Annotated in this window: 16 protein-coding genes; 9 read left to right on the top strand and 7 right to left on the bottom strand. The window is 31.7% G+C overall.

Translation table 11 applies throughout. The annotated features are described in order from the left end of the window. Positions 1 to 245: 245 nt before the first annotated feature. Both B2741_RS02715 and B2741_RS02720 read right to left on the bottom strand, forming a co-directional pair. Positions 246 to 539 (bottom strand): GIY-YIG nuclease family protein, encoded by a 294-nt coding sequence (locus B2741_RS02715; protein WP_291135213.1) that lies wholly within the window; start codon positions 537 to 539, stop codon positions 246 to 248. Positions 540 to 746: 207 nt separating this feature from the next. Beyond that, complete coding sequence (locus tag B2741_RS02720; RefSeq protein WP_291135215.1) at positions 747 to 2,093, bottom strand: DEAD/DEAH box helicase; 1,347 nt, start codon at positions 2,091 to 2,093, stop codon at positions 747 to 749. A gap of 199 nt (positions 2,094 to 2,292) precedes the next feature. Between B2741_RS02720 and B2741_RS02725 the strand changes: the two genes are divergently transcribed. Further along, a complete protein-coding gene (locus tag B2741_RS02725; RefSeq protein WP_291135217.1) occupies positions 2,293 to 4,068 on the top strand; it encodes a hypothetical protein in 1,776 nt (591 codons plus the stop codon). Positions 4,069 to 4,312: 244 nt separating this feature from the next. Here B2741_RS02725 and hemN read toward each other — a convergent pair whose 3' ends face one another. Further along, entirely contained in the window at positions 4,313 to 5,677 is a 1,365-nt protein-coding gene (gene hemN, locus B2741_RS02730) for an oxygen-independent coproporphyrinogen III oxidase (protein ID WP_291135219.1), read from the bottom strand. Positions 5,678 to 5,818: 141 nt separating this feature from the next. Here hemN and trxA point away from each other — a divergent pair, with 141 nt between their 5' ends. From trxA to B2741_RS02750, 4 genes are all read left to right on the top strand, one after another. Further along, a complete protein-coding gene (gene trxA / locus B2741_RS02735; protein WP_291135221.1) occupies positions 5,819 to 6,121 on the top strand; it encodes a thioredoxin in 303 nt (100 codons plus the stop codon). Positions 6,122 to 6,165: 44 nt separating this feature from the next. Further along, entirely contained in the window at positions 6,166 to 6,555 is a 390-nt protein-coding gene (locus tag B2741_RS02740; protein WP_291135223.1) for a rhodanese-like domain-containing protein, read from the top strand. Between the two features lie 17 nt (positions 6,556 to 6,572). Further along, positions 6,573 to 6,785 carry a YgaP family membrane protein gene (locus B2741_RS02745; RefSeq protein ID WP_291135225.1) on the top strand — a complete coding sequence of 71 codons (213 nt, stop codon included), beginning with the start codon at positions 6,573 to 6,575 and terminating at the stop codon, positions 6,783 to 6,785. A gap of 67 nt (positions 6,786 to 6,852) precedes the next feature. After that, positions 6,853 to 7,185: a tRNA-binding protein gene (locus tag B2741_RS02750; RefSeq protein WP_291135227.1), complete on the top strand. Its 333-nt coding sequence runs from the start codon at positions 6,853 to 6,855 to the stop codon at positions 7,183 to 7,185. Positions 7,186 to 7,240: 55 nt separating this feature from the next. Here the strand turns inward: B2741_RS02750 and B2741_RS02755 are convergent, their stop codons facing one another. Beyond that, positions 7,241 to 7,615 (bottom strand): PUR family DNA/RNA-binding protein, encoded by a 375-nt coding sequence (locus B2741_RS02755; RefSeq protein ID WP_291135229.1) that lies wholly within the window; start codon positions 7,613 to 7,615, stop codon positions 7,241 to 7,243. 70 nt (positions 7,616 to 7,685) lie between these two features. Continuing rightward, entirely contained in the window at positions 7,686 to 9,452 is a 1,767-nt protein-coding gene (locus B2741_RS02760) for an ABC transporter ATP-binding protein (RefSeq protein ID WP_291135231.1), read from the bottom strand. A gap of 193 nt (positions 9,453 to 9,645) precedes the next feature. Between B2741_RS02760 and B2741_RS02765 the strand changes: the two genes are divergently transcribed. The 4 genes from B2741_RS02765 (at position 9,646) to yajC (ending at position 12,533) form a co-directional block, all read left to right on the top strand. Then, positions 9,646 to 10,749, top strand: a complete 1,104-nt coding sequence (locus tag B2741_RS02765) for a Glu/Leu/Phe/Val dehydrogenase dimerization domain-containing protein (RefSeq protein ID WP_290819660.1) — start codon at positions 9,646 to 9,648, stop codon at positions 10,747 to 10,749. An 83-nt stretch (positions 10,750 to 10,832) separates the two neighbouring features. Next, positions 10,833 to 11,774 carry a transcription antitermination factor NusB gene (gene nusB / locus B2741_RS02770; RefSeq protein ID WP_291135233.1) on the top strand — a complete coding sequence of 314 codons (942 nt, stop codon included), beginning with the start codon at positions 10,833 to 10,835 and terminating at the stop codon, positions 11,772 to 11,774. Positions 11,775 to 11,786: 12 nt separating this feature from the next. Beyond that, on the top strand, positions 11,787 to 12,245 hold the full coding sequence (locus tag B2741_RS02775) for a DUF1573 domain-containing protein (protein WP_291135235.1): 459 nt from the start codon (positions 11,787 to 11,789) through the stop codon (positions 12,243 to 12,245). 21 nt (positions 12,246 to 12,266) lie between these two features. Beyond that, positions 12,267 to 12,533 (top strand): preprotein translocase subunit YajC, encoded by a 267-nt coding sequence (gene yajC, locus B2741_RS02780; protein WP_290819657.1) that lies wholly within the window; start codon positions 12,267 to 12,269, stop codon positions 12,531 to 12,533. Positions 12,534 to 12,589: 56 nt separating this feature from the next. Here yajC and B2741_RS02785 read toward each other — a convergent pair whose 3' ends face one another. Next, positions 12,590 to 13,162 (bottom strand): YdeI/OmpD-associated family protein, encoded by a 573-nt coding sequence (locus B2741_RS02785; RefSeq protein ID WP_291135238.1) that lies wholly within the window; start codon positions 13,160 to 13,162, stop codon positions 12,590 to 12,592. A 6-nt stretch (positions 13,163 to 13,168) separates the two neighbouring features. Further along, a complete protein-coding gene (gene pepT / locus B2741_RS02790; RefSeq protein WP_291135240.1) occupies positions 13,169 to 14,410 on the bottom strand; it encodes a peptidase T in 1,242 nt (413 codons plus the stop codon).

The following is a 14,410-nucleotide window of genomic DNA, read 5'->3' on the forward strand; positions in this document are numbered from 1 at the left end:
GAATTTAGAAATTAGATTTCAGAAAATGTTTTGAAGCGTTTTGAAAGTGTAATTCCACCTTCGTCATTTCGAGTGTTTTGTATTTGTAAAGCCAAAGATTTACAAATGCAAAATGTATCGAGAACTGTTGGAATGAAATCGTTTCTATAGTTCTCGATACGATTTTAGATTTCAAAAACTAACATTTTTAAAATCTAAAATCACTCGAAGTGACGGTGGTGTTATATCTAGAACTATAGAAACGATTATTTTTCAAACCTTTTCTTTGCAAGATTTGGAAGAGCATCATAATCACCATTGATTAAAGCTTCTTTTTTAGCTCTTGACCATTTTTTGATTTGTTTCTCTTTGTCAATTGCGAATCCAATATTGGTAAACTCTGCATAAAAAACTAATTCGACTGGTCTTCTTGAAGCGGTGTAACAATCTGGAAAGTATGCGGAATCATGTTGGTATATGCGTTGGGCTAAATTGCTGGTTACTCCTGTGTAGTAGGAATTATCTGCGCATTTTAGTATGTAGACGTATGAGATTTGCATGAGACAAAAATAGAAAAAGTTTTCAGTTGTTCTCGATACGATTTTAGATTTCAAAAACTAACATTTTTAAAATCTAAAATCACTCGAAGTGACGGTGGTGTTATATCGTTTCTGCAGTTCTCGATACAATTTTCAAAAGCAAAAATTGGCATTTTTACTTTTAAAAATCACTCGAAGTGACGGTAGTGTTATGCGTAGTTATAAGAATTATTTCTTCTTTCTTTTCTCGTCTCTTTTACGTTCGATGTTTCTATTTCTTGATTCGGTTTTACGTGGTTTACGTTTTCCTGGGCCTCCAAGGTTTACTTTGGCATTTTTATCTTTTTTCTTGTGAAAAGCTTCTCCACCTTCTTTTTTAGGTGTTTTCAACAAGAACTTCATTTTTTTCTTTTCCTTTTCGAAATCTAAGTAGCGTTCTTCAATTTTTAAATCTTCTGGAAGTGGAAATTCTTTAATTTCGGTATTCATTAACAATTCTACCTCAATTTTTGCTTCTACTTCACTTGGTGAAACCAAACTGATGGCAATACCTGTTTTATCAGCACGACCTGTTCTACCGATACGGTGCATGTATTTTTCTGGTTCTTCGGTAAATTGTAGGTTGATAACGTGTGTGATGTCAGAAATATCTAAACCACGCGCCATAATATCGGTTGTAACCAAACCTCTTAATTCGCCAGCTTGAAAAGAAGCCATCGTATTTAAACGATAATTTTGTGATTTATTCGAGTGAATTACCCCAAATTGCTCTGGAAATTCTTCGTTTAATGTTTCAAAAACCAAATCAACAATACGTTTGTTGTTTACAAAAATTAAAACACGTTCCATAGTTTCGGTTTCACGAACCAAATGTTTTAGCATGTTTAATTTGGTAAGGAAATTTGGAACTTGATATACAATTTGTTCAATTTGTTCTAATGGTGTTCCACTTTGTGCTAATGAAACTTCTTCAGGAAATTCGAAATATTCATCTAACATGGCATCTACTTCATCAGTCATAGTTGCCGAAAATAAGATGTTTTGTTTTTTACCACGCATCATCGATAAAATCGAAGTCAATTGGGCACGGAAACCTAAGTTTAAAATTTCGTCAAATTCGTCAATTACCAATTTTTGTAATTCATCGAAACGTAAAACTCCGTCAAGACCTAAATCCATTACTCGACCAGGCGTTCCTACTAAAATATCGACACCTTGCGCTAATGCTTTTCGTTGTGTATTGATGTTAACTCCACCATAAATACCAAGTGTTCTTACGCTCATGTATTTGGTTAGTTTTTCAACTTCTTCTACAACTTGAACCACTAATTCACGCGTTGGAACTAAAATTACAATTCTTGCCGATTCGTTGTTTTGAAATTTCCATTGTTTTAGTATTGGCAACAAATAAGCAAAGGTTTTTCCAGTTCCTGTTTGTGCAATTCCCATCATGTCTCTTCCTGAAAGAATTACAGAATGCGATTTTTCTTGAATAGGCGTAGCGTGAACAAAACCTAATTCGTCTAATGCTTTTTGTAGTGATTTTGGTAAATCGAATTCTTGGAACGTTTTCATAATGTAAATAAAATTGTTTGCAAAGGTACATAAACTTTTTGGAATGATTTTTAGCATATTGGAAGTGTACTAAATTTGATTTTATAACGTTTTATCGGAATTGTGTAATAATAATTCGATTTTATAGTAATATTTTTGTTGGGTGAAAAAGAATATCCTATTTTTTATTGTTTTTACCTTTTGTTTACATTCTACGAGCATGTTTTGTCAGGATGTTATTCAAGAGAAGGATAGTATTTCTATTTACAAAGACATTAATAGTTTTTCAAAAAAAAGTAAGTTTTCACGATTCATTTACAAGCTATTGTTTAGAGAATCGGCATTAAAAGCAGAGAATTTAATTCCTTCTAAACCTAAAAAGGTAGAAAAAGTTGTAAGTAAATATCAAGAAGGAAAAATCATAAGAAACATTACAATTGAAACATTAGATCCTTTTGGTTATTCGGTTTCAAATGAAAAGAAAGTTCCAAAGCGTAGTATGGAAAAATTTGGTAATTCGATTCATATTAGAACAAAAGAAATTACCATTCGTAATATAACTCTTTTTAAAAAGAATGATAAATTAGATTCTAAGTTATTGGCTGAATCGGAACGTTTGATAAGAAGTCAGCGTTATGTTAGACAAGTTACTATTGTGCCTATTGATATTCCTAATAGTAATGACTCTATAGATATCAAGATTAGAGTTTTGGATTCTTGGACTTTGATTCCAACAGGTAGTTTATCATCCAGTGAAAGTAGTCTTAAATTAACAGAACGGAATATTTTAGGATTTGGTCATTTAATAAGTGGAAATATTAAAAATCGTTTTGACTCTAACGAAAGAGCGGTTTATGCACAATATTCTATCAATAACATTAAAAACACCTATATTCGATTGGATTTGGATTACGCAAATGATTACAATAACGATAGTAAAAGGAGTATCAATATTAATCGACCATTTTACTCCGTAATTACAAAAAATGCGGGTGGAGCTTATTTTGAAAACCGTTTAAGAACTGAACAATTTCCGGTATTAGATACGATATCATTACAAAATGTTTCGTATGATTTTCAGGAATATTGGTATGGTAGAGCTTTTAAAATAAATCCAAAATCAAATCCAGAACGTTATTTTAATAACATGGTTTTAGCGTTGACCTATAATCAAAAAGTATTTGGTCAAATACCAGCGGCTGTTTTAGATCCTACCTCTTATTTTTCTAATGAAAAAAACTGGATAGGAATGATTGGTTTTTCTAAGCAAAAGTTTTACCAAGACAAGTTTGTTTTCAACTACAATATTACTGAGGATATTCCAACAGGAGAAAATATTGCTTTAATTGTAGGTCATCAAGAAAAGAACAGCAATTCTCGAATGTATACTGGATTAAGTGTTTCCTTTGGTAAAAAATATTCTTTTGGTTATGCTAGTGGTTTTGCCGAATGGGGAAGTTTTTATGATGCAGGTTTAACTGAACAAACCACTTTTAAACTTGGTTTAAATTATTTTAGTCCTCTAATTTCATGGGGGAAATGGTATTTTAGACAGTTTGTGAAACCTACTTACGTTTGGGGGAATAACCGAGATGATTCGTTTAAAGACCGTTTGACTTTACTTGACGAAGATGGCTTGCCAGGATTTAATAATCGTTTAAACGGAACTCAAAAATGGACGGTTTCCTTTCAAACACAATCGTATATTCCTGGAAGTTGGTATGGCTTCCGATTTAGTCCGTATTTCAACACGACACTTGGTTCTTTGGCAAACGAAAAAGCACTATTTAATAGTAAGGTGTATTCGAAATTTAGTATTGGTGCACTAATAAATAATGACTTTTTAGTGTTTAATAGTTTCCAAATTTCGTTTTCGTATTATCCAACGATTCCTTTTGAAGGTGATGGAATTAATAAGTTTAATTCGTTTGAAAACACGAATTTATCACTATATGATTTTCAATTATCTAAACCAAGTTATATTCGATATGAGTAGTTTTTTGGTTTCAAGTTTCAAGTTTCACACAGAGCTACACAGATTTTTTGAAACACATAGGTACAATAGTTTTTGATTGTGTTGATTTTAGGCGTTTCACTTAACATAACTCACAATAGTAGTATAGTTGTTATGTTGGTAAGCATCTCTTTTATGAACTTTACTCAACTTAACAATTAACTTTTTCCTTATATGGCTTATATGTTTTTGTTTCAGGTTTCAAGTTTCAGGTTTCAAGTTGAACTTAAATCGTCATTGAAAATAGCTTAGTTTCTGGAGCTTTTCTGATTAATCTTAAATCGAATGCCATGCAAATATTACGAACGAAAGGTTTTCCTTTTTCGGTTACAGTAATCGTGTCATCTTGAATGGTTAGAAAACCATCTTCTTGCATTTCTTCTAAACTTGCTAAAACTGATGGTAGTTCAGGAAAATCTAAAGCTTCATCTTTCCATGAAGTGGTAAATTGACACATTAAATTCAAAATATGTCTTCTGATTATTAAGTCTTCAGGTGTTAAAACGTGACCTCTGAAAACAGGTAATTGGTCTTCTGCTAAATGGGTGTAATAATCTTCAATTGTTTTTTCGTTTTGTGCAAAACTGTACCAACTATCGCTAATTGATGAAACGCCTAATCCAATCATTAACTGCGTTTTTGAAGCCGTGTAGCCCATGAAATTACGATGTAATTTTCCATTTTTGAATGAAGTAAACATGCTGTCATTTTCTAATGCAAAATGATCCATTCCAATTTCTTGGTAGCCGTTTTGTGCTAGTTGTTTTTTACCTTCTTCATACAACATTCGTTTTTCATCATCTTTTGGCAAATCTTCATCTTTAAACCCGCGTTGCCCGTTGCCTTTAATCCATGGCACATGAGCATAGCTGTAGAACGCTAATCTATCAGGTTGCAATGACTTGGTTTTGTCAATCGTATCCTTTACATCGGCTAATGTTTGAAATGGAAGTCCGAAAATTAAATCGTGTCCTACCGAAGTATACCCAATTTCTTTTGCCCAAAACGTCACTTTTGCTACGTTATGAAAAGGTTGAATACGGTGAATGGCTTCTTGAACTTTAGGTGAATAATCTTGCACGCCAAAACTCACGCGTCTGAATCCTAAATTATATAAGGTTTGTAAATGGTGTCGAGTTGTGTTGTTTGGATGCCCTTCAAAACTAAACTCATGTTCTTCGGCTTTTGTTGCATATTGAAAAATTCCGTTCATCAAGCGTTCTAAATTTTCAGGCGAAAAAAACGTTGGAGTTCCGCCACCTAAATGAATTTCTTTGATGATAGGTTTTCTTGGGAATAAATCGCAATACAATTTCCATTCTTTGATTACGGCTGTAATGTAAGGATCTTCAACCTCATGACGTTTTGTAATTCGCTTGTTGCAACCACAAAAAGTACACAAACTTTCGCAAAACGGAAGATGAATATACAAACTGATGCCTTCAGTAGCATTTGATTCTTTGAAAGATTGTAAAAGTGTACGTTTCCAATCTTCTAAATGGAATTTTTCCTCTTCCCAATAAGGAACAGTAGGATAACTGGTATAGCGTGGTCCTGGAACGTTATATTTTTGGACTATTGAGACTGACATGACGATATATTTTTAGCACGATACAAACTTAAAGCGCTTCTAGAAAAGAAAAAATGATAATTATCATATTGCTCTTGTGTAACAAATATTACATAAAAAAAGTCTTTTGAATTGTATCTTTGAAATTGAAAAATAAAGATTATGAACGCAAAATTTAATGATATAATTAACGGTAATGATTTGGTTTTAGTGGACTTCTATGCCGATTGGTGTGGGCCGTGCAAAATGATGTCGCCTATATTGCAAGAAGTGAAAACTAATTTAAAAGAAGCTGTAAAAATTATAAAAGTAAATGTCGATCAACATCAAGATTTGGCTAGTCATTTTATGGTACGAGGTGTTCCTACGTTAATGCTTTTTAAAAAAGGAAAAATGCTTTGGAGACAATCAGGAGTTTTAAGTTCAAAAGATTTAACTGATATTATCAGTAATCATTTGAATTAATTTTTTTGTATATTTAGATTCGAAAACATAAAAAAAATAGAATAATGAAGATAAAAGTATTGAGTTTAATGTTCCTTTTGTTAGGATTTACCTCTTGTTTAAAAAATCAAGCTGATGGTGTGCAAGTTTTAGATGTAGCCACTTATGAGAAAAAAATGACACAACCTGATGTTCAGTTGGTTGATGTTCGTACACCAGAAGAATTTAGTCAAGGTCATATTGAAAATGCTGTGAATATCGATTTTATGGCAGATGATTTTGATGCCAAAGTGGCGAGTTTAGATAAAGAAAAACCTGTAATGGTATATTGTAAATCGGGTGGAAGAAGTGCTAAAGCTTCTGCGAGATTGAAAGAATTAGGATTTAAAACTATAACCGACTTAGAAGGCGGAATTACAAACTGGACAAGCGAAGAAAAACCAACTGTTAAATAAATTTAATACTTTAGATTATGAAGAAAAATATTGGAACTGCTGATCGTTTTGTTCGAGTTATGATTGGTGTTATTGCTATTATACTAGGACTTTCAGGAATTTTGGAAGGAAATTTAAAATGGATTGCTTTGGGTGTTGGAGCCGTAATGATTATTGTAGCTTCTGTACAGTTTTGTCCGTTTTATGCCTTGTTTGGAATCAATACTTGCAAAGTAAAAGCAAAAAAATAAATACGATTTAACGTCTAATATAAGTATGATTTACTTCGGTAAATTGTACTTTTTTATTTTATTCAACATGATAACATGGCATGATTTTGAAAAAGTAGAAATGCGCATTGGAACTATCTTAGAAGTTCAAGATTTTCCTAAGGCAAATAAACCAGCATATCAATTAACGATTGATTTTGGTTCGGAATTGGGAATCAAAAAATCATCCGCTCAAATTACCAAACGTTATGCTAAAGAAGATTTACTTGGTAAACAAATTATCGCAGTCGTCAATTTTCCTAAAAAACAAATTGCTGATTTTATGAGCGAATGTTTGGTTTTGGGTTCGGTAGGAGAAGAGCATGATATCGTTTTGCTGACTTCTGATGTACCAGTTGAAAATGGGTTGAGAATTGGATAAAAAAAATCCCAAACTCTTTTTTAGAATTTGGGATTTGTATTTTATAAAATGATGATTAAATATCGTCAAAATCAATATTGGTAAAACTTTCAGCTGATTTTATTTCTTCATCTCCTTCTGCGTAAGTTTCTCTTTTAAAATCTTTTTGATGTCTTTCAGAAATTACTTCTTCGCCTTTTTGGTCTAAAACAAAATCGGTCATTTCATCTAAAATTTCTCTGAAAGCAGCGAAATCTTCTTTGTACAAATAAATTTTGTGTTTTTTAAAGTGAAATGAACCATCTTCTTCTGTAAACTTTTTACTTTCAGTAATGGTAATGTAGTAATCATCTGCTTTTGTAGCTCTTACATCAAAGAAATACGTTCTTCTTCCTGCACGCAATACTTTAGAAAAAATATCTTCTTTTTCTAACATGTCATTTTCTCTCATAATCCTACTGTCAATTAATTAGTGTTATAGCGTCTCAAAAATCTAAAAAAAAATCGGATTAAACAAAAGTTTAGTCAATTTCTTTTTCCGAAAGTTGTTTTAGGTATAATTCTTTGTAGTAGCCATTTTGTTCTAATAGTTGATTATGAGTGCCTTGCTCAACAATTTTTCCTTCGTCTAAAATGATAATCCAATCGGCATTTTTAGCCGATGAAACACGATGACTCACAATTATGGTAGTTTTGTCTTTGCAATATGCTAATAAGTTGTTTAAAATGGTTTCTTCGGTTTCGGTGTCCACAGCGCTTAAACAATCATCTAAAAGTAATACAGGAGCGTTTTTAATTAAAGCTCTAGCAATAGAAACTCGTTGCTTTTGTCCACCTGATAATGTAATACCTCGTTCGCCTAAAATGGTTTCGTATTGCTGATTGAAATTCATAATATTGTCATGAACTACCGCTTTTTTAGCAGCTTCCATAACTTCTTCATCACTAGCATTTTCATTACCAAATTTGATATTGTTTTTAATGCTATCCGAAAACAAGAAAGCATCTTGTGGCACCACACTAATTTGATTACGTAAATCGAATAAGTTTAAATCTTTAATGTCTTTGTTATCAATGAATACTGTTCCTGAATTGGTGTCATATAAACGGCTAATCAAAGTTAAAAGAGTTGATTTTCCAGAACCTGTTTTTCCTAAAACAGCTAATGTTTTTCCTTTTTTAACTTCAAATGAAATCTTGTCTAAAGCTTTGATATTGGTATCGTCATATTCAAATGAAACATTGTCAAATTTAATATCACCTTCAATTGTAGAATGGCTGCTGTTGGTGTTTTTAATTTCAGGTTCTTCTTTTAGGAATTCGTTAATACGTTTTTGAGAAGCTTCTGCCTCTTGAACCAATGATGAAACCCAACCTAAAGATGCCACAGGCCAAGTTAACATGTTGATGTATAAAATGAATTGGGCAATTACTCCAATACTGTTAATTTCAGGGTCATTATTAATATACATAGAACCACCAACATAAACCACAACCAAGTTACTCAATCCAATAAGTAAAATCATTAACGGACCGAAAAGCGAATTTACTTTAGCTAAATCCATCGCTTTCACCTTACTTTCATTGCTTAAATCGGTAAATTCTTGTTGTTTTTTATTCTCAATTGCATATGCTTTTATCACGCGAATTCCTGAAAAAATTTCTTGTGTAAAAGAGGAAAGTGTTGATAAATTTTGTTGAAAATCGCCACTTTTCTTGTGAATCATAGAGCTAATTTTGAAAATACTGTACGATAAAAGTGGTAATGGTAATAAAGAATATAAAGTAAGTTTAGGTGATATGTTGTACATATAAATCACCACAATAGTAAAACGCATTAAGGTATTTAACGAATACATAACGGCAGGACCAACATACATTCTAACTTTTCCAACGTCTTCACTAATTCGACTCATTAAGTCACCAGTACGATTGCGTTTGTAAAAACTTTGCGTTAGGGTTTGGTAATGATTAAAAATTTCATTCTTTAAATCAAACTCTACATGGCGCGACATTACAATTAAAGTTTGACGCATTAAGAAAGTAAAAAATCCAGCTATAATAGTAGTAGCTAAGATTAAAAGAATGTTTTTTACTAGTAATTCTTTTTGAAACGGAATATCATTGGTAGGATGATTCACATAATCTTCAATCACTTTAATAGAGTTACCAATTAACTCAGGAGTGAATAAAGAAAATATTTGCGCGATTATAGTGATTAATATTCCTAGTAGGAAACGATATTTATATTTGACAAAGTATTTGTTTAAATATTGCAGTTCTTTCATAGTATTCTTTTGTGTAATAACGAATCGTTATCAAATTAATTAAAAAGGTAATCAATTGATAATGAATGATTATCGGATTTTTTAGCTTTTCATTGCTAAATTATTAAAATAAATATAATTATTTGAATCAATTTAAAATTATTCGTAATATTGTAATTAAATATTGAATAATTTTCAACCCAACTCAAATCACATGACAGCAGAATTATTAAAAGCGAATGAGCTTCATAAAGTAGACCCAGTATTCGGTCAGGTTTCTTTTGATGGTCATGAACAAGTTGTATTTTGTCACGACAAAGATACAGGATTAAAAGCAATTATTGGAATTCATAACACAGTTTTAGGACCTGCATTAGGAGGAACTAGAATGTGGAATTATACTAACGAATGGGAAGCGTTAAACGACGTTTTGCGTTTGTCTCGTGGAATGACTTTCAAAAACTCAATTTCAGGATTAAATTTAGGTGGAGGTAAAGCAGTTATCATCGGTGACGCTAAAACTCAAAAATCTCCTGAATTAATGCGTCGTTTTGGACAATTTGTAGATTCATTATCAGGAAAATATATCACTGCAGAAGATGTAGGAATGGAAACTAAAGACATGGATACTGTTAACGAAGTAACAAAACACGTTGCGGGTATTTCAGTTGAAAGAGGTGGTTCTGGAAATCCTTCTCCTGTAACAGCTTACGGTGTTTTTATGGGAATGAAAGCAGCTGCTAAATACAAATATGGTTCTGATAGTTTAGAAGGTAAAAAAGTATTAGTACAAGGAATCGGACACGTGGGTGAAGTATTAGTACAACATTTAACAGAAAGCGGTGCTTTAGTTACGATTACTGATATTAACGAAGATAGAGTAAACCAAGTAGGAGCGAAGTACGGCGCTAAAATTTATACAGGTGCTGATTTATACAGTGCTGATGTAGATATTTATGCACCATGTGCTTTGGGAGCTACTATTAACGATGCTACTATCAATAACATCAAAGCTTCTATCATTGCGGGTGCTGCTAATAACCAATTAGCAAACGAAGCAGTTCATGGTAAAATTTTAAAAGAAAAAGGTATTTTATATGCACCTGATTTCTTAATTAACGCTGGAGGTGTTATCAATGTGTATTCTGAATTAGTAAAATGGACGAATGCTCAGGTAATGGAAAAAACAGAAAACATATACAACACAGCATTAGAGATTTTCAAATTTGCAGATGATAACAACATTACTACGCATCAAGCAGCCTTTTCAATGGCCCAAAAACGTATTGATGATGCAAAAAATGAATTAAAGAAGTAATTCGTTTTAAATAAAATTGTATTTTTGCAGAGCGAAAGAGGTAACTTTTTCGCTCTCTTAATTTTATAAAGTTCTTAATTAGTATGTTAAACAGAAGACATATCCGAGTAAAAGTGATGCAAAGTATTTATGCCATGCACCAACACCAATCTGATAATTTGGATAAAGAAGAAAAATTCCTTTTTCAAAGTATCGAAAACACCCAAAACTTGTATCTTTTATTGCTTTCAGCACTTATAGAAATCAAAAAGAAAGAAGAGGAATACATCGATTTGGCTTCTAAAAAACACTTAGCTACTAAAGAAGAGCGTCATCCTAATTTAAAATTTATCAATAATAAAGTTTTGGCTTTATTAGCTGAATCAGAGGCATTAGAAACTGCTTTAGATGATAATCACATCAATAACTGGAAATTGAATGATGATATTATTTTAGGTTTAATAGACACCATAAAAGAAAGTGAATTGTACCAAAACTACATGGAAAAATCAACTAGTAGCTTTGAAGACGATAAAAACTTTGTTGCCGATTTATATACAGAAGTAATTGCTCCAAGTGATCGTTTATACGATTATTTAGAAGATTATAAATTGACTTGGGTGGATGATTTACCAGGAATCAATACTTTGATTGTAAAACAAATCAAACAATTAAAATCGGAACATGATGCTTTGGTAATTCCGAAAGTATACAAAGATTCTGATGATAAAGAGTTTGTAAAGAATTTGTTTAGAAAAACAGTTTTAAACGAAGTAGAATTATCTAAAGAATATATCGATAAAACGCCAAATTGGGATGTAGAACGTATTGCTGAAATCGATACGATTATTTTAAAAATGGCAATTTGTGAGTTATTGAAATTTCCATCTATTCCTACGAAAGTAACAATTAACGAATATTTAGAAATTGCAAAAGAGTATTCTACACCAAAAAGTAGTATTTTTATCAACGGAATTTTGGACAACTTAGTAAAAGAGTTTGACCGAGATGGAAAATTGAAAAAAGCAGGTAGAGGTTTATTATAAAATTTTAAAAATATGATAAGAAAATCAGTTGGGTTATTCGCCCTTTCATTAGTTGTGTTAGCAACAGCTTGTAAACAAGAAAGTGCAGCAGATAAAATTACAGATGCTGATATGAAAGCTATTCAAGAAGAAAATGCTATAGCAGGAAGAATGGCAAAAGTAGAATTAGATAAAGAAGTTCACGATTTTGGAACCATCAAAGAAGGTGATGTAGTAGAAACTGAATTTATAGTTAAAAATGTAGGTGAAACTGATTTAATCATTTCTGATGCTAAAGGAAGTTGTGGTTGTACAGTTCCTCAACCTCCAAAAGAACCAATTAAACCAGGAGATTCTGCACCAATAAAAGTTTCTTTTGATTCTAAAGGAAAACCAGGATCACAAGAAAAAACAGTAACATTAACGACTAATACTGTAAATGGTCACGAAATGTTCAAAATTAAAGCAAATGTAACACCAGCTGCCAAGTAGTAGCTAAATAATAAATAAATTATGAATCCAAGTTTAGCAATACAAATTGTATTAATGATTGCCGTGTTTTATTTCTTATTAATAAGACCACAACAACAAAGAGCAAAAAAAGAGAAAGCATTTGAAGCAGGATTAAAAGTAGGTGATAAAATCATCACTAAATCTGGAATTCACGGAAAAATTGCTGAAATGAATGAAGATACAATCGTTGTAGAAACAATGGCTGGAAAAATCAAAATGGAAAAATCTGCTATTTCAATGGAAATGAGTGCTAAATTAAAAGCATAATTTCATTCAAAAATAAAAGTAAAGCCGAATTTCAATTAAGAAATTCGGCTTTTTTATTATCTGTATTTATCATTCAAACCTTTTCCTTCTAAAATCATTGGAATAATTTTTTCTAAACGTGTAATTTGTGTTTTTTCTTGTTTAGCTGAAGTAATGTATTCAATAAACTCTCTTTGTTTATAAGGTGAAAAAGAAATAAACTTAGTTTTTAAATTAATATTTTTATCTAATTCATTTTGAAGAATTGCAGGAATAAGAGTTTCTTTTTTTTCTTTTGGAATAATTAACCCTTTATTTTCAATTTCAATTGCTTCTTTTATATAGTTTAAAATTAGTTTTTCATCAATTTCTTGTGCCGAATTAAATCGCATTTGGCGAAGTGATTTCGTGTTTTCTTCATTAGCATTGATGAGTAGTTTTTTCTCATCTTTTAGAAAAACACCATTATAAAACCATATTCCAAAATACGATTTAAAGCCTCCAATTCCCACTACATTTTTATTGTTGTGAGTATAGACTGGTCCGCCCCATTTTGTGGTCTCAACTAATGAAGTTTTGCGAATAATAGCATGCAATTGCTCTATTTCGTTATCCCATTGATTGGTTTTGTTCCATTTGTTTTCGTCCACCAAATATTATTTTTTAATTGCTGTAATTTCGGCAATTTTAACAATCACTTCTGTAGCTTTTACCATACTTTCAACTGGAACGTATTCGTATTTTCCATGGAAATTGTGTCCTCCAGCAAAGATATTAGGACAAGGTAAACCTTTATAAGACAACTGGCAACCATCAGTTCCTCCACGAATTGGTTTAATTAATGGTATGATACCTAATTCTTTCATTGCTTTTTCTGCAATTTCAACGATATGAAATACGGGTTTTACCTTTTCTTTCATATTGTAGTATTGGTCTTTTACTTCCGCTATTACGATTTCTTCACCAAATTGTTTTTTCCACTTTTTATTGAACTTATTCGCTAATTCGTGAATAAATTCTTTTCTTTCTTTGAATTTTTTTGCACTATGGTCGCGAATAATTAATTCTACAACAGTTTCTTCAATACTTCCAGAAATTCCAACTACGTGAAAAAATCCTTCATAACCTTTCGTTTTTTCTGGGATTTCGTTCTTTGGTAATTTCGAAATAAATTGATTCGCTAAAAGCATTGAATTAATCATTTTTCCTTTAGCATATCCAGGGTGAACGCTTTTTCCTTTGAAAATAATTTTAGCTCCAGCGGCATTAAAATTTTCATATTCTAATTCACCAATTTGACTTCCGTCCATGGTATAAGCCCATTCGCAACCAAATTTCTCTACATCAAATTTATGTGCGCCACGACCAATTTCTTCATCAGGCGTAAATCCCACACGAATTTTTCCATGTTTGATTTCTGGATGTTGAATTAAATATTCCATAGCCGACATAATTTCGGTAATTCCAGCTTTATCGTCTGCTCCTAGAAGGGTAGTCCCGTCAGTAGTAATTAAAGTTTGCCCTTTGTATTGTAACAAATCTTTAAAGTAACTTGGAGATAAAATGATATTTTGTTTTTTGTTTAAAATAATATCGCCACCATCATAATTTTTTACAATTTGAGGCTTTACGTTAGCTCCAGTAAAATCGGGAGTTGTATCATAATGTGAAACAAATCCAATAGTTGGAACTTCGTGTTTTACATTGCTTTCTAAAGTAGCCATAACGTAACCATTTTTATCTATGGTTACATCGGTCATTCCCATTGCTTTTAGTTCTTTGACTAGTAAATTGGCAAGGTCTAATTGTTTTTTTGTACTTGGAGTAGTGTCAGAATTTGGATCTGATTCGGTATCAATAGTTACGTAGCTTATAAAGCGATCGATTATATGTTGCAT

It is taken from the genome of Flavobacterium sp. UBA7663 (assembly GCF_002483315.1).
Lineage (GTDB): Bacteria > Bacteroidota > Bacteroidia > Flavobacteriales > Flavobacteriaceae > Flavobacterium.

Excerpts from the sequence above, each read along its gene's own strand:
- B2741_RS02715 (WP_291135213.1), bottom strand. The coding sequence starts at position 539 with ATGCAAATCTCATACGTCTACATACTAAAATGCGCAGATAATTCCTAC.
- B2741_RS02720 (WP_291135215.1), bottom strand. The coding sequence starts at position 2,093 with ATGAAAACGTTCCAAGAATTCGATTTACCAAAATCACTACAAAAAGCA.
- B2741_RS02725 (WP_291135217.1), top strand. The coding sequence starts at position 2,293 with ATGTTTTGTCAGGATGTTATTCAAGAGAAGGATAGTATTTCTATTTAC.
- hemN (WP_291135219.1), bottom strand. The coding sequence starts at position 5,677 with ATGTCAGTCTCAATAGTCCAAAAATATAACGTTCCAGGACCACGCTAT.
- trxA (WP_291135221.1), top strand. The coding sequence starts at position 5,819 with ATGAACGCAAAATTTAATGATATAATTAACGGTAATGATTTGGTTTTA.
- B2741_RS02740 (WP_291135223.1), top strand. The coding sequence starts at position 6,166 with ATGAAGATAAAAGTATTGAGTTTAATGTTCCTTTTGTTAGGATTTACC.
- B2741_RS02745 (WP_291135225.1), top strand. The coding sequence starts at position 6,573 with ATGAAGAAAAATATTGGAACTGCTGATCGTTTTGTTCGAGTTATGATT.
- B2741_RS02750 (WP_291135227.1), top strand. The coding sequence starts at position 6,853 with ATGATAACATGGCATGATTTTGAAAAAGTAGAAATGCGCATTGGAACT.
- B2741_RS02755 (WP_291135229.1), bottom strand. The coding sequence starts at position 7,615 with ATGAGAGAAAATGACATGTTAGAAAAAGAAGATATTTTTTCTAAAGTA.
- B2741_RS02760 (WP_291135231.1), bottom strand. The coding sequence starts at position 9,452 with ATGAAAGAACTGCAATATTTAAACAAATACTTTGTCAAATATAAATAT.
- B2741_RS02765 (WP_290819660.1), top strand. The coding sequence starts at position 9,646 with ATGACAGCAGAATTATTAAAAGCGAATGAGCTTCATAAAGTAGACCCA.
- nusB (WP_291135233.1), top strand. The coding sequence starts at position 10,833 with ATGTTAAACAGAAGACATATCCGAGTAAAAGTGATGCAAAGTATTTAT.
- B2741_RS02775 (WP_291135235.1), top strand. The coding sequence starts at position 11,787 with ATGATAAGAAAATCAGTTGGGTTATTCGCCCTTTCATTAGTTGTGTTA.
- yajC (WP_290819657.1), top strand. The coding sequence starts at position 12,267 with ATGAATCCAAGTTTAGCAATACAAATTGTATTAATGATTGCCGTGTTT.
- pepT (WP_291135240.1), bottom strand. The coding sequence starts at position 14,410 with ATGCAACATATAATCGATCGCTTTATAAGCTACGTAACTATTGATACC.